This is a genomic window from Variovorax endophyticus, assembly GCF_025376855.1.
Classification (GTDB): domain Bacteria; phylum Pseudomonadota; class Gammaproteobacteria; order Burkholderiales; family Burkholderiaceae_C; genus Variovorax.
The window spans coordinates 58049-74414 of the sequence record NZ_JAHUTH010000010.1; the positions used below are offsets into that span (position 1 = coordinate 58049).

At 70.3% G+C, this 16366-nt stretch carries 19 protein-coding genes; 7 read left to right on the plus strand and 12 right to left on the minus strand.

Annotation, left to right across the window (positions count from 1 at the left end; translation table 11 throughout):
* Positions 1–36 precede the first annotated feature (36 nt).
* A complete protein-coding gene (locus tag KV106_RS15025; protein ID WP_261210901.1) occupies positions 37–645 on the plus strand; it encodes a helix-turn-helix domain-containing protein in 609 nt (202 codons plus the stop codon).
* 92 nt (positions 646–737) lie between these two features.
* Complete coding sequence (locus tag KV106_RS15030; protein WP_057594737.1) at positions 738–911, plus strand: hypothetical protein; 174 nt, start codon at positions 738–740, stop codon at positions 909–911.
* A 16-nt stretch (positions 912–927) separates the two neighbouring features.
* On the opposite strand, the gene rlmB is transcribed toward KV106_RS15030, so the two are convergent.
* Genes rlmB through KV106_RS15050 form a run of 4 tightly spaced genes read right to left on the minus strand, consistent with a single transcriptional unit; the run spans position 928 to position 3934 of the window.
* Complete coding sequence (gene rlmB, locus KV106_RS15035) at positions 928–1674, minus strand: 23S rRNA (guanosine(2251)-2'-O)-methyltransferase RlmB (protein ID WP_261210902.1); 747 nt, start codon at positions 1672–1674, stop codon at positions 928–930.
* A 46-nt stretch (positions 1675–1720) separates the two neighbouring features.
* On the minus strand, positions 1721–2704 hold the full coding sequence (locus KV106_RS15040) for a hypothetical protein (protein ID WP_057594735.1): 984 nt from the start codon (positions 2702–2704) through the stop codon (positions 1721–1723).
* A gap of 5 nt (positions 2705–2709) precedes the next feature.
* Positions 2710–3183, minus strand: a complete 474-nt coding sequence (locus KV106_RS15045) for a ribosomal protein L7/L12 (protein WP_261210903.1) — start codon at positions 3181–3183, stop codon at positions 2710–2712.
* 40 nt (positions 3184–3223) lie between these two features.
* Positions 3224–3934 (minus strand): ABC transporter ATP-binding protein, encoded by a 711-nt coding sequence (locus KV106_RS15050; RefSeq protein WP_057594733.1) that lies wholly within the window; start codon positions 3932–3934, stop codon positions 3224–3226.
* Between the two features lie 81 nt (positions 3935–4015).
* Between KV106_RS15050 and KV106_RS15055 the strand changes: the two genes are divergently transcribed.
* Complete coding sequence (locus KV106_RS15055) at positions 4016–4603, plus strand: arylesterase (RefSeq protein ID WP_172705552.1); 588 nt, start codon at positions 4016–4018, stop codon at positions 4601–4603.
* 106 nt (positions 4604–4709) lie between these two features.
* Here the strand turns inward: KV106_RS15055 and KV106_RS15060 are convergent, their stop codons facing one another.
* Entirely contained in the window at positions 4710–4913 is a 204-nt protein-coding gene (locus KV106_RS15060; protein ID WP_261210904.1) for a hypothetical protein, read from the minus strand.
* Positions 4914–4998: 85 nt separating this feature from the next.
* Positions 4999–6195, minus strand: a complete 1197-nt coding sequence (locus KV106_RS15065; RefSeq protein WP_261210905.1) for a PLP-dependent transferase — start codon at positions 6193–6195, stop codon at positions 4999–5001.
* An 80-nt stretch (positions 6196–6275) separates the two neighbouring features.
* Here KV106_RS15065 and KV106_RS15070 point away from each other — a divergent pair, with 80 nt between their 5' ends.
* The 4 genes from KV106_RS15070 to KV106_RS15085 all read left to right on the plus strand — a co-directional run bounded on the left by KV106_RS15070 (position 6276) and on the right by KV106_RS15085 (position 10487).
* Positions 6276–6737 carry a MerR family transcriptional regulator gene (locus KV106_RS15070; RefSeq protein WP_261210906.1) on the plus strand — a complete coding sequence of 154 codons (462 nt, stop codon included), beginning with the start codon at positions 6276–6278 and terminating at the stop codon, positions 6735–6737.
* Between the two features lie 22 nt (positions 6738–6759).
* On the plus strand, positions 6760–9081 hold the full coding sequence (locus tag KV106_RS15075; protein WP_261210907.1) for a VIT and VWA domain-containing protein: 2322 nt from the start codon (positions 6760–6762) through the stop codon (positions 9079–9081).
* A gap of 1 nt (position 9082) precedes the next feature.
* Complete coding sequence (locus KV106_RS15080) at positions 9083–9967, plus strand: helix-turn-helix domain-containing protein (RefSeq protein WP_261210908.1); 885 nt, start codon at positions 9083–9085, stop codon at positions 9965–9967.
* Positions 9968–10028: 61 nt separating this feature from the next.
* Positions 10029–10487, plus strand: a complete 459-nt coding sequence (locus KV106_RS15085) for a VOC family protein (RefSeq protein WP_261210909.1) — start codon at positions 10029–10031, stop codon at positions 10485–10487.
* 67 nt (positions 10488–10554) lie between these two features.
* Here KV106_RS15085 and KV106_RS15090 read toward each other — a convergent pair whose 3' ends face one another.
* The 6 genes from KV106_RS15090 to hflK form a co-directional block, all read right to left on the minus strand.
* Positions 10555–11079 carry a phosphoribosyltransferase gene (locus KV106_RS15090; RefSeq protein ID WP_057594725.1) on the minus strand — a complete coding sequence of 175 codons (525 nt, stop codon included), beginning with the start codon at positions 11077–11079 and terminating at the stop codon, positions 10555–10557.
* 90 nt (positions 11080–11169) lie between these two features.
* A complete protein-coding gene (locus KV106_RS15095) occupies positions 11170–12501 on the minus strand; it encodes an adenylosuccinate synthase (RefSeq protein ID WP_057594724.1) in 1332 nt (443 codons plus the stop codon).
* Positions 12502–12522: 21 nt separating this feature from the next.
* Positions 12523–13683: an ATP phosphoribosyltransferase regulatory subunit gene (locus tag KV106_RS15100; RefSeq protein ID WP_261210910.1), complete on the minus strand. Its 1161-nt coding sequence runs from the start codon at positions 13681–13683 to the stop codon at positions 12523–12525.
* Between the two features lie 118 nt (positions 13684–13801).
* Positions 13802–13990, minus strand: a complete 189-nt coding sequence (locus KV106_RS15105; protein ID WP_057594722.1) for a DUF2065 domain-containing protein — start codon at positions 13988–13990, stop codon at positions 13802–13804.
* A gap of 28 nt (positions 13991–14018) precedes the next feature.
* The gene (gene hflC, locus KV106_RS15110) at positions 14019–14912 is read right to left on the minus strand and encodes a protease modulator HflC (RefSeq protein ID WP_057594754.1); all 894 of its coding nucleotides are present in this window, start codon (positions 14910–14912) and stop codon (positions 14019–14021) included.
* 20 nt (positions 14913–14932) lie between these two features.
* The gene (gene hflK, locus KV106_RS15115) at positions 14933–16297 is read right to left on the minus strand and encodes an FtsH protease activity modulator HflK (RefSeq protein ID WP_057594721.1); all 1365 of its coding nucleotides are present in this window, start codon (positions 16295–16297) and stop codon (positions 14933–14935) included.
* Positions 16298–16366 lie beyond the last annotated feature (69 nt).

Below are 16366 nucleotides of genomic sequence, written 5' to 3' on the forward strand. Positions count from 1 at the left end.
GCGCGGTTGTTTACTATAGGAGAATAATAGTCTCTTATGAGAAACGATGCATCCCCTCCGATTCCGGAAGCCGCCGAACCCATCGACGCGCTGATCGCCCACCGGCTGCTGGCGCTGCGTCAGACCCAGGGCCTGAGCCTGTCGGAACTGGCCGAGCGCTCGGGCGTGAGCAAGGCCATGATCTCCAAGGTCGAGCGCGCGCAGAGCAGCCCCACGGCCGTGCTGCTGGGCCGGCTGGCGGCGGGGCTGGGCGTGCCGCTGGCGCAGCTGCTGACGCAGGACGAGGGCCGCGAGACGCAGCGGCTGCGCCCCCGCGCCGCGCAGGCGGTGTGGCGCGACCCCGGCGCGGGCTACCTGCGGCGGCAGGTGCTCGAGCGCGGCGCGGCCGGCGGCATCGAGCTGGTCGAGGTCGAGCTGCCGCGCGCGGCGCAGGTCGCCTATCCGCGCTGGAGCGGCAAGCCGTACCGGCAATGCCTGTGGCTGCTCGAGGGCGAGTTGCAGGTCGACTACGGCGAGGAGCGCTTCCGGCTCGCACCGGGCGACTGCCTGGATTTCGGGGTCGACCGGGCGCTGGTGTTCCAGGCGCTCGGCGATGGCGGCTGCCGCTACCTGCTGGCGGCCGACCAGGACCTGCGCCCCCAGTAGGCCCGCTCCCACAGCCGCTGGCGGCACCGGCCGGTGCGGGCGGCAAGCGCGCTCCAGATACTGCGAGACATCACAGCTTCGGAGGAACACGCATGTCGTTCGCGCTCTACATGATCGGTTTTCTGATCTTCATGGCCGGCCTGATCTGGGGCGCCTCGGTGGCCGGCGTACCGACGCTCTACATCGGCATCGGTTCGCTGATCCTGCTGGGCATCGGCATCTTCAGCGCGGTGGGCCGCACCCGCGGCAAGGATCCGTCGCAGTGAGGCCGCGGCGCGGCGCTCAGGCGCCGCGCTGGCGCATCGCCTCGTAGAGACACACGCCGCTGGCGACCGAGACGTTCAGGCTCTCGACCGCGCCCGCCATCGGGATGCTGACCAGCTCGTCGCAGGTCTTGCGCGTGAGCTGGCGCATGCCCTCGCCCTCGGCGCCGAGCACCAGCGCCAGCGGGCGCTTGAAGTCGCTCTGGTAGATGGTGCCGGGCGCGTCGTCGCTGGTGCCCACGCACCAGATGCTGCGCTCCTTGAGCTCGTTGAGCGTGCGCGCGAGGTTGGTCACCATGAAATAGGGCACCGTCTCGGCCGCGCCGCTGGCCACCTTGGCCACGGTGGCGTTGATGCCGGCCGCATGGTCCTTGGGCGCGATCACCGCATGGGCGCCGGCGCCGTCGGCCACGCGCAGGCAGGCGCCGAGGTTGTGCGGATCGGTCACGCCGTCGAGCACCAGCAAGAGCGGCACGGTACCGGCCTCCTCCAGGCCTTCGAGCAGTTCGTCGAGCGAATGGATCTGCGCCGCCGGCTCCACGCGCGCCACCACGCCCTGGTGGCCGTGGCTGCCGCTGAGCCTGGCGAGCCGCGCGCCGTCGGCCTCGACCAGCCGCACGCCGGCATCCTGGGCCCGCGCCATGAACTGTTTCATGCGCGCATCGCGCCGGCTGGCGTCGAACAGCACCTCGAGCACGGACTTGGGGGCGGTCTTGATGCGCACGCCCACGGCATGGAAGCCGAAGATCACTTTGGGAGAAGACATGCGGCGATTATCGAGGGAGGCCGCCCCCGCCCGCCTTAGCCCGGCTTCAGGCCAGCGGCAGGCCGGCGCGCGCCTGCGCCAGCCCGTCGTGCAACTGCTGCACCGCGAGCGCGCGCGGATGCACGCGCTGCGCGTCGCCCACGCTCTCGAGGTACTCGCAGGCCGCGAAGCGGTCGGCCATCTGCTCGTAGCGCGCCACCCAGGCCTCGCGTTGCGCGAGCCGCTCGGGCGCCACGGGCCAGACACCGGGGCGCGGCCGCATCGGATCGCCGATGCCGATGCGCCAGGGCTTGGCGCTCACGCGCGCGCGAAAGCAGTTCTGGTTGCGGCACATGCGCGCATAGACCTTGTCGGCGCCCAGGGTCTGGAACACGTCGGCGACCGCGGCATCGGACGGCGCGAAGACGTCGTGCATGGCGAGCGCGCGCAGGCCCGCGGGGGTGCGGTACAGGCGCAGGTGCCAGTCGGGATGCTGGTGGACGAAGCGCTCGATGCGCGCACGCACGGCCGCGAGCGGATCGGCCTCGGGTTCGCTCAGCCGCAGCCCTTCGAGGCGCACGCGCCAGAAGCCGAAGGCCGCCACGAGGACGGCCGCCACCACGGCCAGCACCCACGACTTGCTGGCATAGCCCGCGACCACCGCGCCGATGAGTGCCGCGCCGATGACGGTGAGCCCGCGGCCGCTGGCATGCCGCGGGTCGTCGAAGTCCACGTCGACGAACAGCACGTCGGGCGTATTGAGGCAGCGCGCGCCATAGCCGTTGCGCGTGACGATGTCCTCGCCGTGGCGCTCGACGATCTCCTCGCGGATCGGCATGCCGTCGGCGCCGTTGTAGGCCACCTTGCGCTCGCGGCGCACGAGCGTCTCGCCGGCGGCGATGCGCTCGAAGGCCTCGCGCGTGCGCTGGTCGGCATGGGCCTGCGCGGCCACGGGGCTGTCGTCGGACCAGCCGAAACGGCGCACCGTGAGCTGGCGGCCGTCGATGCGTTGCTGGATGCGGCCTTCGGCCCAGAACTGTGGAACGATCATCGGGCTCAGGCACTCATGAAGAAGAATGCCGTGGCCACCAAGGCGATCATCAGCACGATCGCCAGCAACCTGACGCCGCCGCCCGAAGGCACGCGACCGGGCTCGGCCATCGGGTCGAAGGCACCGTGCGGCGCGGACTGGCCGCGCTGGCCATGCAGGTGCTCGTCGACCCGCTTCAGCGATTCGGCCAGGCCGAGGCCGGTGGCCTCGCGCACGATCTTCACCGCCTCGACCTTGCGGCCCCGCGCGAGCGCGGCGACCGCTTCGGCCGGCAGGCCCTGCGCGCCGCCGCTCAAGAGCCGGTTCCATTCGTCGGTCTCGGGCGCGGGTTCGTCCTCCACCGCGTTGGCATGCCGCTCGACCAGTTCCTTGGACTCCTTGAGGCCGAGGCCGGTGCGGTCGCGCACGATCTTGATGGCCTCGATCAGGTTGCCGCGCTGCAGCGCGAGTCGGGCATCGGGGGGTAGCTCGTCCTGCATCTGGAATCTCCTCCTGCAGGCCCGGTTGTACCCGAAGCCCTCAGGCCGTCGTATCGGCCGTCCTCTCGTTGAGGACCACGCGCCCGGCCTCGATCATGATGCGGCGCTCGCACTGCGCCGCGATGCCGCGGTCGTGCGTCACCAGCACGAGGGTGGTGCCAAGCTCGCGGTTGAGGTCGAACATCAGCCGCATCACCTGCTCGCCGGTGGCGAAGTCGAGGCTGCCCGTGGGCTCGTCGGCCAGCAGCAAGGCCGGCTGCACCACGAAGGCCCGCGCCAGCGCCACGCGCTGCTGCTCGCCGCCCGACAGCACCTTGGGATAGTGGTTGAGCCGCTGGCCCAGGCCGACGCGGCCCAGCATCTCGGTCGCGGCCTTGCGGGCATCCTTGCGGTTGGCCAGCTCCAGCGGCAGCATCACGTTCTCGAGGGCACTGAGGTTGCCCAGCAGCTGGAAGCTCTGGAACACGAAGCCCACGCGCTGCGCGCGCAGCGCGGCGCGTTCGTCCTCGTCGATGGCGAAGATGTCGTCGCCGGCCAGCTTCACCGTGCCGCGCGTGGGCGTGTCGAGCCCGGCGACGATCGACAGCAAGGTGCTCTTGCCCGACCCCGAGGCCCCCACGATGGCCGCGGTTTCCCGTGCCCCGAGGGTGAAATCGATGTCCTGCAGAATGTCCAGGGTACCGGTCGAGTCGGTGACGGACTTGAACACATGCTCGACGGCGACAATCGCATTGGACGGGGGTTGGGACATGGAAAGGCTTTGGTTTTGAATCGACGTGACTTTATCTTGACCACTGCCGCGCTCGGCAGTTCCGGGCCATGGCGTGGGGCGATGGCGCAGGGCGCCGCCGCGCGCAAGCCGGTGATCCTGGTGCTCGGCGATTCGCTGAGCGCCGAGTACGGCCTGAAGCGCGGCGAAGGCTGGGTGCCGCTGCTCGAGAAGCGCCTCGCGCAGCAGAAGATCGACGCCACCGTGGTCAACGCCAGCATCAGCGGCGACACCAGCTCGGGCGGACGCGCGCGCTTCGCGGCGCTGCTGGCGCAGCACAAGCCCAGCCACGTGGTGCTCGAGCTCGGCGCCAACGACGCGCTGCGCGGCCTGCCGCTCACGGACACCGAGGCCAACCTGCTGCAGATCACGCAGTCCGCGCAGGCCGCGGGCGCCAAGGTGCTGATCGTGGGCATCCAGGTGCCGCCCAACTACGGCGGCGACTACACGCGGCGCTTCGAGGCGGTGTTCGCCAAGGTGGCGTCCACCACCAGGTCGGCGCTGGTGCCCTTCCTGCTCAAGGGCGTGGCCGATGCGCCGAATGCGATGTCGCTGTTCCAGGCCGACCGCATCCATCCGACCGCGGCGGCGCAGCCGCAACTGCTCGACAACGTCTGGCCCGAACTGCGCAAGCTGCTCGCCGCGAAGTAGGGCCGCCCTCTTCACCGATCGCGCGCCAACAAAAAGCCGCTGCGGGACCGACAGGCCCCCAGCGGCTTCGTCATTCAGAACGGAAAGAATCCGGACGGTGCAGCGTTCAACCGTTCTTGGTCGGCAGTTCGGGAACGGTCGGCGGATCGCGTTCGAGCGAGGCCACGTCGTCTTCCGGATCGCCCGGTGCCAGGCCGTCGCTGCTCGGGGAAAGCTTGCGGTTCGCCTTTTCGCGGAGCTTGTCTTCCTTCTTCTTCTTGCGAGCCAGCTCTTTCTGCCGCTTCTCGTAACCGTAATTCGGTGTTGCCACTGATCTCTCCTTCAGGCGAAGCAGTCGGACGACTGCGCGTCGGGGTACTGTAAGCGATATCCGGCGCGCCTCCGGCAAGGCCCGCTCAGGCCATGCGCGCGAGTGCCTGCTGCAGGTCGGCGCGCAGGTCGTCCACGTCCTCCAGGCCGATCGAGAAGCGCACCAGCGTGCCCTTGTAGGGCCAGGGCGCCACGTCCGGGTCGCGCATCAGGCCGATGTCGTAGGGCACCACCAGGCTGATCGGGCCGCCCCACGAATAGCCGAGGCGGAACAGTTCGAGGCTGTCGCAGAAGCGGTCGACCTGCTCGGTGCCGTAGCGCTCGTCGAAGACGATCGAGAACAGGCCCGCCGCGAGGTCGGCCTCGCCGCACAGCGCGCGCCAGTGGCGGTGGCCGGGCGAGCTCTCGATCGCCGGATGCAGCACCTGCGCGACCTCGTCGCGGTCGGTGAGCCAGCGCGCGAGCTCGCGCGCCGCGCGGTCGTGCGCCGCATAGCGCAGCCCGATGCTCGGCAGCGAGCGCAGCAGCGTCTCGACATCGCCCACACCGACCCCGAAGCCGATGCGCATGTGGGTGAGCTTGAGCGCGCGGTGCAGCCGCTCGTCGCGCGTGACCACGCTGCCCATGAGCACGTCGCCGCCGCCGCTCGGGTACTTGGTGAGCGCGTGCACCGAGATGTCGACGCCCTGCCCGCTGCCGTTGAAGTCGAAGGGCGCGAAGGCCAGGCCCGCGCCCCAGGTGTTGTCGAGCGCGCTGAGCACGCCGCGCGCGCGGCAGGCGGCCGCGAGCGCGGGCAGGTCCGGGAACTCCATCGTCACCGAGCCCGCGGCCTCGAGCCACACCAGCTTCGTGCGCGGCGAGATCTTCGCCGCGAGGTCCTCGGGGTTCATCGCGTCGTACAGGCGGTACCCGATGCCGAAGTTCGCGAGCTCGCCGGTGGCCAGCGCCTTGTTGGGGCCGTAGGCGTTGTCGGGGATCAGCACCTCGTCGCCGGTCTTCAGGAAGGCGAAGGCGACGAGCGAGATCGCCGCCAGGCCGCTGGGCACCAGCAGGCATTCGGTGCCGCCCTCGAGGGTGGCCAGGCGCTCCTCGAGCGTGAAGGTGGTGGGCGTGCCGTGCAGGCCGTAGGTGTAGCCGGCCTTGGTCTTCCAGTCGCGCGCGCGCATCGCGGCCACGTCGGCGAAGAACACCGTCGAGGCCTTGTAGACGCCGGGCTGGGGCGCGTCGAAGGTGGCGGGCGGCACGTAGGGGTGGTGGATCAGGGTCGTGGAAGGCTTGCTCATGCGGTCGATGCTAGCGCGCCCCCATGGGCCGGGCTTTCGTGTGCTTTTTTAAAAACAGTTCTTGTGTTTAAATTAAGTGTATGAAATCGAACCCACCCTCCCCGGCGGCTTCCTATGCGCTCGCGGACCTGTGCGTGCTGGCCGACCTGCCGCCGCGCACGGTGCGCTACTACGTGCAGATCGGCATCGTCGACCGGCCCGAGGGCGAGACGCGGGCGGCGCGCTATGGCGCGCGGCACCTCGAACAGTTGCTGCTCATCAAGAAGTGGACGGCGGCCGGCGTCTCGCTCGAGCGCATCCGCGAGCTGCTGCAGGGCCGGGAGGCGCCGGTGCCGGCGCGCCCGCGCGTGGCCGGCTCGGTGGAGGTGCGCAGCCACCTGACGGTGGCCGACGGCGTCGAGGTGGTGATCGAACCCGGCCGGGCCGGGCTGTCGCCGGAGCAGGTGCGCGGTTTCATCCAGGGCGTGATGGCGGCCTTCGCCGCGGCTTGCGCCCCCTCCCCCGTCGACGGCCCCGCCGCCGGCGTTCCGAAGAAGAACTGAAGACACAGGAAAGGGACATCCCATGAGCTATCAGGAACATGCACGCATGACGACCGCGAACGGCGACAGCATGCTGCTCGAAGGCATGAAGGCCAGCGGCGACCTGCGCGGCGTGCTGCTCGAGATGACGGTCGAGCAGCGCTTCCGCAATCCGGGCGCCTCGAACGTCGAGGTGGTCTACGGCTTTCCGCTGCCGTGGGGCGCGGTGCTGCTGGGCGTCGACGTCCAGCTCGGCGAGCGGCGTCTGTGCGGCACGGTGGTCGAGAAGGCCGAGGCCGAGGCGGCCTACGAAGGCGCTTTGGCCGAGGGCCACGCGGCCATCATGCTGGAGAAGAACCACGACCGCAGCTACACGCTGAACCTCGGCAACCTCGCGGCGAACGAGGCCTGCATCGTCACCCTGCGCTATGCGCAGACCCTGGCCTTCGAGCAGCAGGGCCTGCGCCTGCTGATCCCGACGGTGATCGCGCCGCGCTATGGCGACCCGGTCGCCGACGGCGGGCTGCGGCCGCACCAGGCGCCCGAGCACAGCGCGGTGGCGGCCTACCCCTTCGACATCGAGCTGCGCCTGCATGGCGAACTGGCACGAGCGCGCGTGGCCTCGCCCAGCCATCCGGTGGGCGTGGCGATGCGGCCGGAGAGCGGCCTGCTGCAGGTGTCGCTGGCGCGCCGCGGCGCGCTCGACCGCGACTTCGTGCTGGTGGTCGACCAGCTCGCGCACGCCTCGGTGGCCGTGGCGGCGCCCGACGATGTCGCGCCCGGCGGCATCGTCGCGCTCGCGAGCTTCTGCCCGCGGGTGCCGGCGCGCGGCCCGGCCACCACCGACGTGCAGTTGCTCGTCGACTGCTCGGGCTCGATGGCCGGCGACAGCATCGATGCCGCGCGGCGCGCGCTGCAATCGATCGTCTCGCGGATGGGCGCGGGCGACCGCTTCTCGCTCTCGCGCTTCGGCACCACGGTCGAGCACCGTTCGCGCGGCCTGTGGCAGCTCACCGAGGTCACGCGCCTGGCCGCGCAGCGCTGGATCGGCGCACTGCGGGCCGACCTGGGCGGCACCGAGATGGAAAGCGCGCTGGCCTCCACCTTCGCGCTGGGCGCCGGCGCGTCGAGCGACGTGCTGGTGGTCACCGACGGCGAGATCAGCGCCATCGACGCGACGGTCGAATCGGCCCGTGCCTCGGGGCACCGCGTGTTCGTGGTCGGCATCGGCAGCAGCCCGGCCGAGAGCCACCTGCGGCGCCTGGCCGAGGCCACGGGCGGGGCCTGCGATTTCGTCGCGCCCGGCGAGGCGGTCGAGCCGGCCGTGTTGCGCATGTTCGCGCGGCTGCGCTCGCCGCGGCTCGACGCGCTGCGCGTCGAATGGCCGGGCGGCGCGCAACCACGGTGGACCTCCGCCCTGCCGCGCTCGGCCTTCGGCGCCGACACGGTGAACGTGTTCGCGCTGTTCGACGCGCCGCCCGAGGGCGAGGTGCGGCTGCTCGGCGTGCGCGCGCAGGGCGACGCGGCCGAGGAAGCGATCGGCAGCGCGCGCGTGAATGCCGTGGCCGAACCGATCGACGCGCTCGGCCGGATCGCCGCGCACGCACGCGTGGCCGAACTCGGCACGGAGGACGTGGCGCAAGCCCGCCGCCTCGCCGTGGCCTACCAGCTCGTGACAGACCTCACCAACTACCTGCTCGTGGTCGAACGCGCCGAGGGCGAGCGCGCGGCCGACATGCCCGAGCTGCGCAAGGTGGCGCAGATGGTGCCGGCCGGCTGGGGCGGCACCGGCTCCGTGCAGTTCGACGCCATGCTCGCCGCACCGGCGTCGGCGCCGATGCTGATGCGCACGCGCGGCCTGCCGGTAGCGGCGGCCGCCGGCGGCGCGCCCGGGCGCCTGATGAAGATGCAGGCGAACTCCGCGGCCGAGGCTGCGGCGATGGCCCCGGCGGGCACGCCGCGCGCGCTCGGCGCCTGGCTGCGCAAGACACCGGCCAGCGCCTGGCCGACCAGCTATGCCGCGCTGGCGGCCCAAGGCATTCCGCAGGAGGTGGTCGACTGGCTCGAACTGGTGATGGCGGCCCTGGACGGCAGGCAGCGCACGGAGGCGACCGTGGTGGCCTCGTTCCTCCACCTGCTGGCCAACGTGCTGGTCTTCGAGCAGTCCGGCCAACCCGAGGGCGTTCTGCGTGGCACCGCCAATGCCGTGCGCCGGCTGCGCGAGGCCTTCGGCCGCGGGCCGGCCAGCATGGCGCCCGACGTCGACATGCGCTTCGTCGAACAGTTGGCGGCGCAACTCGCCGGCATGACGCCCCAGCGTTGGCCCGACCCGGTCTACGCGCTGCACGTGGAAGCCCAGGCCTGAGATGCGGCAGCTGACGCGCGCGCCCGTGCCGCAGCTGCGGCCCTTCGTGCGGCAGGTCTGGGCCTGGGCGCCCGGCGCCGAGGGCACTGGAGTCGAACGCCCCGGCGCGCGCGAGCATGTGCTGCCCACGGGCGGCATGCACCTGGTGTTCCGGCTCTCGGGGCCGCCGCTCAAGCTGTTCGGGCACGCGGCCGACACCGAGGGCCACACCTGCGGCAATGCCATCGTCGGCGGCGCGCGCAGCAGCTTCTACCTGCGCGACGTCTCGGTGGCCACGCGCTCGGTCGGCGCCCAGCTGCAGCCCGGCGCGGCGCGCGCGCTGCTGGGCGCGCCCGAGGACGCGTTGTCGGGCCAGCACACGCCGCTCGACGCGCTCTGGGGCGCGCCCGAAGTGGCGGATGCGCTCGAGCGGCTGCATGCCGAGGCCGACCTGGCGCGCCAGCTCGCGTTGTTCGAAGCGATGCTGTCGGCGCGGCTGGCGCTCGCGCTGCGCGCCGGCCTGCGCGGGCTGCATCCGGCGATCGCGGCGGCGCTCGGGCCGCTCGCGGGCGAGAACCCGGCCATCGGTGCGCTGGTGGCCGACAGCGGCTACAGCCACCGGCGCTTCATCGCGCTGTTCCGCGGCGCCATCGGGCTCACGCCCAAGGAGTACGCGCGCGTGATGCGCTTCGACCGCGCGCTGGCGCTGGCGGCCGATCCGGCGCGGCCCTGGGCCGAGATCGCGGTCGAGGCCGGCTATGCCGACCAGGCGCACCTGAGCCGCGAGTTCTCGGCGCTCGCGGGCATGGCGCCGCAGGCTTGGCGGCGCACGGGCGCCACGTCGCCGCGCCATGTGGCGGCGCCCGCGAACGCCCCCGGTCAAATTCGTTCAAGACGGCCGCGCTGAAGCCTTCCAGAATCGGCGCCGACACGCGATTTCTTCCACGAACCACGACGAGAGGCACCCCATGGCGATCCACGAGCTCTTCCCCTACATCTGCGTCCACGATGCCAAGGCCGCGGTGGCCTTCTACTGCGAGGTCTTCCAGGTCAAGGAGATCTTCCGGCTGGTCGAGCCCAGCGGCCGTGTCGGCCACGTCGAGCTCGACTTCCACAACGGCGCGATCCTGATGATCTCGGACGAATACCCCGAGTACGGCATCCCGAGCGCGAAGACGCTGGGCGGCAGCGCGGTCACCCTGCACCTGCACGTGGACGATGCCGACGCGGTGGTCGCGCGCGCGGTGGCGGCCGGCGCCACGCTCGAGATGCCGACCGAGGACCGCTTCTACGGCGAGCGCTCGGGCGTGTTCCGCGATCCCTTCGGCCACCGCTGGAACGTGGGCCACAGCATCGAGAAGCTGTCGCCCGAGGAGATGCAGCGGCGCTACACGGCGATGTTCGAGAACGGCAGCGGCGCCTGCTGAGGCACCATGAAAAACGCCCCGGCAAGCCGGGGCGTCGAGGTCTGGCGGACGCGTCTGGAGACGGGCCTCAGACCGACCACTTCTCGATCAGCTTCTCGGGCCGCAGCGAGTCGTAGCCTTCGAAGGGCTGGTGGATCCACGGATTGGTCTGCAGGAACTCCACCGAGTAGTCGGGCGTGAAGGTCGAGAGCGCCTTGGTCCACAGCACCGCGCTGCGCAGCTCGGTGATGGGCGCGTAGTTGTTGCGCAGCATGTTGATCACCGCATGCAGCGTGTGGCCCGAGTCGGCCAGGTCGTCGACCAGCAGCACCTTGCCGGCGATCTCGCCCTTGGGCGTGGTGATGTAGCGCGCGATGTCGAGGTGGCCCTGGATGGTGCCGGCATCGGCCCGGTAGGAGCTGGTCGACATGATCGCCAGCGGCTTGTCGAAGATGCGCGACAGCACGTCGCCCGGGCGCATGCCGCCACGGGCGAGGCACAGGATGGTGTCGAACTCCCAACCCGACTGGTGCACCTTGATCGCGAGCTTCTCGATCAGGTTGTGGTACTCGTCGTAGCTCACGTAGAGGTGCTTGCCGTCTTCGGTCAACATGGGGGATGGGCTCCTGGATGAATAGCGGATGTCGCCCGGGTCAGCGGGCGCAGGGGGCTTCTTTTTTGGGGTTGTTGTCGAACCGGGGGATCAGTCGGCCAGATAGGGGTGGCGCATCATGATCGTGTGATCGCGGTCGGGGCTGGTCGACACCATGTGGATCGGCACGCCGGTGACCTGCTCGATGCGCTGCAGGTAGAGGCGCGCATTGACCGGCAGCTTGTCGTACTGCGTCACGCCGACCGTGCTTTCGCTCCAGCCTTCGAGGGTTTCGTAGATCGGGGTGCAGCGCTCGATCTCGTCGGCGCCCATCGGCAGGATGTCGGTGGTCTCGCCATCGAGCTCGTAGCCGGTGCACAGCTCGAGCTTCTCGAGGCCATCGAGCACGTCGAGCTTGGTGATGCACAGGCCCGACAGGCCGTTGACCTGCGCCGAGCGCTTGAGCAGCGCGGCATCGAACCAGCCGCAGCGGCGGCTGCGGCCCGTGGTCACGCCCTTCTCGGCGCCCACGGTGCTCATGTGATAGCCGGGGGTGCCGGGCGTGGCCCAGTCGAGTTCGGTCGGGAACGGACCGCCGCCCACGCGCGTGCAGTAGGCCTTGGTGATGCCAAGGATGTAGTGCAGCATGCCCGGGCCCACGCCCGAGCCGGCGGCGGCGTTGCCGGCCACGCAGTTGCTCGAGGTGACGTAGGGGTAGGTGCCGTGGTCGACGTCGAGCAGCGTGCCCTGCGCGCCTTCGAACAGCAGGTTGGCGCCGTCGCGGTGGGCGTCGTTCAGTTCGCGCGAGACGTCGGCCATCATCGGTTTCAGCAGCGCGGCATGCCGCATGGCCTCGTCGAACACAGTGTCGAAGTCGATCGCGGTGGCGCCCAGCACCTCGACCAGCACGTGGTTGTGCAGGTCGAGCAGCACGCGCAGCTTGGCCGCGAAGCGCTCGGGGTGCTTGAGGTCCTGCACGCGCAGCGCGCGGCGCGCGATCTTGTCCTCGTAGGCCGGGCCGATGCCGCGGCCGGTGGTGCCGATCTTCTCGACGCCGCCCTTTTCGCGGTAGGCCTCGCGCGCGATGTCCAGCGCGGAGTGGAACGGCAGGATCAGCGGGCAGGCCTCGCTGATGCGCAGGCGCGAACGCACTTCCACGCCGGCCTTCTCGAGCCCTTCGATCTCCTCGAACAGCTTGGCCGCCGACAGCACCACGCCGTTGCCGATGTAGCACTTCACGCCGGGACGCATGATGCCGCTGGGGATCAGGTGCAGCGCGGTCTTCACGCCGTTGATCACGAGCGTGTGGCCCGCGTTGTGGCCGCCCTGGAAGCGGACCACGCCCTGGGCGCTCTCGGTCAGCCAGTCGACCAGCTTGCCTTTGCCCTCGTCGCCCCACTGGGTGCCGACGACGACCACGTTTCTTCCGGTGGTTACGCTCATGCTCGTTCCATTGCTAAAAATTCAGATCGTTCGGACTTGCCACTGGCCGGACTGCTCGACGAGCTCGCGGTCGCAGTGGAACTCATCGATTTCGCTGCCATGGCCCGGCAGCACGCACACCACGGTTTCGCCGGCCTTGCGCAGCCCGGCGATGGCCTGGCGCAGGCCGGTTTCGTCGCTCCAGGGCGCGCGGATCGCCGCGCGCAACGGACGCTTCGGCAGCACGCCGACCAGCTCGCGCACGTCGAGGCTGAAGCCGACCGCCGGACGGTTGCGGCCGAACACGGCCCCCACCTCGTCGTAGCGGCCGCCGCGCACCAGCGAATCGGCCGCGCCCGGCACGTAGATGCCGAAGCGCATGCCGCTGTAGTAGGCATAGCCGCGCAGGTCGGCCAGGTCGAAGCTGATCTTGCGGCCCGCCACGCCGTCGAGGCCGGCGGCCAGCAGCTTGAGGTCGGACAGCGCCGCGTGCACCGCGGGCGTGCCCTGCAGCGCCCGGGCGGCCTCGTCGAGCACGGCGGCGTCGCCATAGAGCTGGATCAGCGCCAGCAGGCCTTCGCGCGCGGCCGCGGGGAAATCGCGCGTCAGCGCGCGCAGCTCGCTCGCATCCTTGGCGGCCAGCGCCGCATGCACGCGCGCCAGCACGGCCGCGTCGACCGGCACGCCGGCGAACAGCGCGCGCACGATGCGGGCATCGGCGAGGTCGACGATCACGCCCTCGCGCAGGCCGGCCGCGTCGAGGCAGTCGAGCGCGAGCAGCAGGATTTCGGTGTCGGCCTCGAGGCCGGCATGGCCATAGATCTCGGCGCCGAACTGCAACGGCTCGCGCGTGGCGTGCGGGCGGTCGGGACGGGTGTGGAGCACCGGTCCGCAGTAGCACAGCCGTGCCACGCCGTCGCGGTTGAGCAGGTGGGCATCGATGCGCGCGACCTGGGGCGTGGTGTCGGCCCGCAGGCCCATCGAGCGGCCCGAGAGCTGGTCGACCAGCTTGAAGGTCTGCAGGTCGAGCGCCTCGCCGGTACCCGACAGCAGCGATTCCAGGTGCTCGAGCAGCGGCGGCATCACCAGCTCGTAGCCGTAGCTGCGGGCGGTGTCGAGCAACTGGCGGCGAAGTTCTTCGATGTGGCGCGCCTCGGAGGGCAGCACATCGGCAATGTGATCCGGGAGGACCCAGGCGGACATGGGGATCGGGGGCGTGGTTAAACCGGAATTCTACCGGCAGCCGAAAAGCGCCCCGGCGGCGCCCGCTCGGGGCCGTCGACGAAGCGGGCGAAAGGGTCGGAAAGAAGCGCTGCCGGCCTCAGGCCAGCAGCCAGAGCAGGCACAGCCCGAGCACGATGCTGCACAGGCCGAAGAAGCGCAGTTGCCCGTCGCGCAACTGCATCAACTGGCCGAAGCCGCGACGCCAGCCGCCGGGCGACACGAAGGGCAGGATGCCCTCGATCACCAGCACCAGCGCCAGCGCGCTCCAGAAGGTGTCGGAACTCACGTCCCCGAAGCCGCTGCGAACGGAGACGTCAACGGCGCGGCGCGCCGGCGCCCGAACCCTGCATCGCGCGGAAGAAGTCCGACGAGGGGTCGACCACCATCACGTCGCTCTTCTTGTTGAAGCTCTGCTTGTAGGCCTCGAGGCTGCGGTAGAACTGCGCGAACTGCGGATCGCGGCCGAAGGACTCGCTGTAGACCGAGGCGGCCTGGGCATCGCCCTCGCCCTTGATCTTCTGCGCGTCGCGGTAGGCATTGGCGACGATCACCTCGCGCTGGCGGTCGGCGTCGGCGCGGATCTTCTCGCCTTCGGCCGTGCCGGTGGAACGCAGTTCGTTGGCCACGCGCTTGCGCTCGGCTTCCATGCGGCGGTAGACCGATTCGGTGATCGCTTCCACGTAGTCGACGCGCGTGATGCGCACGTCCACCACGTCCACGCCCCAGGGCTTGGCGCCCTTCACGACGGCCAGCACCTCGCGCTGCACGTCGGCCATCAGGGCCTCGCGGCGCACCGAGATCAGGTCGCGCACGGTGCGCTTGTTGATGTTTTCCTGGAACGCGTTGCGCACCACGCGGTTGAGCTGCATGGCGCCGGCGTTCTCGTCGAGGCCGACGTTGCGGATGTAGGCCTGCGGGTCGGTGATGCGCCAGCGCACGTACCAGTCGATCACCACGCGCTGCTTCTCGGCCGTGAGCATGGGCTCGGTGTCGAGGCTCGACAGCGTGAGCAGCCGCTTGTCGATGTACGACACGTTCTGGAACGGCGGCGGCAGCTTGAAGTTGAGGCCGGGCTCGGTGATGACCTGCTTGATCTGGCCCAGGGCGTAGACCACGCCGAACTGGCGCTGGTCGACCACGAAGAGGGTCGAGCTCAGCAGCACCAGCAGCACGAGGATCGACGAGGCGATGAATCCGATTCTGTTCATGTTCTTGTTGCCTTCCTGGTTCAACGCACGTCGCGGTCACGCGAGCGGCCGTCGCGGGCACGCATGTCGTTGGTCGGCGCGACCGGGATCACCGAGGACTGCACCGGCGCGGTGCCGGCGACGCTCGGGCTGGCGGCATCGACCGGCGTGGCCTGGTTGCCGTTGCCGGTCTGCTGGATCAGCTTGTCGAGCGGCAGGTACAGCAGGTTGGAGCCCTGCTTGCTGTCGACCAGCACCTTGGTCGTGCTGGCGTAGATCTGCTGCATGGCGTCGGTGTACATGCGGTCGCGCGTGACCTGCGGCGCCTTCTGGTACTCGGTCAGCACCGAGGCGAAGCGGCCGGCATCACCCTGGGCCTGCGCCACGATGCGTGCCTTGTAGGCTTCGGACTCTTCCTTGAGACGCGAAGCGGTACCGGTGGCCAGCGGCACCACGTTGTTGGCATAGGCCTGCGCCTCGTTCTTGGCGCGCTCGCGTTCCTGCCCGGCCTTGAGCACGTCGTCGAAGGCGGCCTGCACCTGCTCGGGCGGACGCACGCCGCCCTGCTGCAGGTTGATGCCGACCACTTCCACGCCCACCTGGTAGCGGTCGAGGATGTTCTGCATCAGCTGGCGCACGCGCGGCGCGATCTGGTCGCGTTCCTCGGCGAGGGCCGCGTCCATCTTCATCTTGCCGACGACTTCGCGCACGGCGGTCTCGGCCACCTGCACCACCGTGTCGGCGGGCGTCTTGCTCTCGTAGAGCCAGGCGCGCGCATCGCTCAGGCGGTACTGCACGGCGAACTTGATCTCGACGATGTTCTCGTCCTCGGTCAGCATCGCCGACTCGCGCAGGCCGGTGGAGCGCACGATGGCGTCGCGGCCCACGTCGGTCGAGCGGATCTGCGTGACGACCACGGTCTCGTGGCGCTGGATCGGGTACGGCAGGCGCCAGTTGAAGCCCGCGCCCACGGTGGTCTTGTAGCGGCCGAACTGGGTGATGACGGCCTGCTGGCCTTCGTTCACGATGAAGAAGCCGGTGCCGAGCCAGATCAGCACGGCGACGATGGCCACCAGGCCGATGCCGAAGCCGGCGTTCTTCATGTCGGGTTTGTAGCCATTGCCGCCACCGTTGCCGCCGCTGGGACGGTTGTTGTTGCCTCGGCCACCGCCGAAGAAGCCGCCGAGCTTGCGGTTGAGATCGCGCCAGAGTTCGTCGAGGTCGGGCGGTCCCTGGTTGGGGCCTTGGCCGCGCGGGCGGTTGTTGTTGCCGTTGTTGCCCGAAGGCGGGGGCGTCGGGGCACCCGGGGGATCGGCGTCGGGCGGCCTGTTGCCCGAAGGGCGATCGCCGTTCGAGGAGGACGAATCGTCGCCCCGCCCCCATCGGCCATCGTTCAGGTTGAACATGCCCAAGAACCCTTTCCACACTGGCTTTGCATTCATTCGCGTCGTTCTCTTGTCAGTGGCGGGATTGTG

Excerpts from the sequence above, each read along its gene's own strand:
- KV106_RS15025 (WP_261210901.1), top strand. The coding sequence starts at position 37 with ATGAGAAACGATGCATCCCCTCCGATTCCGGAAGCCGCCGAACCCATC.
- KV106_RS15030 (WP_057594737.1), top strand. The coding sequence starts at position 738 with ATGTCGTTCGCGCTCTACATGATCGGTTTTCTGATCTTCATGGCCGGC.
- rlmB (WP_261210902.1), bottom strand. The coding sequence starts at position 1,674 with ATGTCTTCTCCCAAAGTGATCTTCGGCTTCCATGCCGTGGGCGTGCGC.
- KV106_RS15040 (WP_057594735.1), bottom strand. The coding sequence starts at position 2,704 with ATGATCGTTCCACAGTTCTGGGCCGAAGGCCGCATCCAGCAACGCATC.
- KV106_RS15045 (WP_261210903.1), bottom strand. The coding sequence starts at position 3,183 with ATGCAGGACGAGCTACCCCCCGATGCCCGACTCGCGCTGCAGCGCGGC.
- KV106_RS15050 (WP_057594733.1), bottom strand. The coding sequence starts at position 3,934 with ATGTCCCAACCCCCGTCCAATGCGATTGTCGCCGTCGAGCATGTGTTC.
- KV106_RS15055 (WP_172705552.1), top strand. The coding sequence starts at position 4,016 with ATGGCGCAGGGCGCCGCCGCGCGCAAGCCGGTGATCCTGGTGCTCGGC.
- KV106_RS15065 (WP_261210905.1), bottom strand. The coding sequence starts at position 6,195 with ATGAGCAAGCCTTCCACGACCCTGATCCACCACCCCTACGTGCCGCCC.
- KV106_RS15070 (WP_261210906.1), top strand. The coding sequence starts at position 6,276 with ATGAAATCGAACCCACCCTCCCCGGCGGCTTCCTATGCGCTCGCGGAC.
- KV106_RS15075 (WP_261210907.1), top strand. The coding sequence starts at position 6,760 with ATGAGCTATCAGGAACATGCACGCATGACGACCGCGAACGGCGACAGC.
- KV106_RS15080 (WP_261210908.1), top strand. The coding sequence starts at position 9,083 with ATGCGGCAGCTGACGCGCGCGCCCGTGCCGCAGCTGCGGCCCTTCGTG.
- KV106_RS15085 (WP_261210909.1), top strand. The coding sequence starts at position 10,029 with ATGGCGATCCACGAGCTCTTCCCCTACATCTGCGTCCACGATGCCAAG.
- KV106_RS15090 (WP_057594725.1), bottom strand. The coding sequence starts at position 11,079 with ATGTTGACCGAAGACGGCAAGCACCTCTACGTGAGCTACGACGAGTAC.
- KV106_RS15095 (WP_057594724.1), bottom strand. The coding sequence starts at position 12,501 with ATGAGCGTAACCACCGGAAGAAACGTGGTCGTCGTCGGCACCCAGTGG.
- KV106_RS15100 (WP_261210910.1), bottom strand. The coding sequence starts at position 13,683 with ATGTCCGCCTGGGTCCTCCCGGATCACATTGCCGATGTGCTGCCCTCC.
- hflC (WP_057594754.1), bottom strand. The coding sequence starts at position 14,912 with ATGAACAGAATCGGATTCATCGCCTCGTCGATCCTCGTGCTGCTGGTG.
- hflK (WP_057594721.1), bottom strand. The coding sequence starts at position 16,297 with ATGTTCAACCTGAACGATGGCCGATGGGGGCGGGGCGACGATTCGTCC.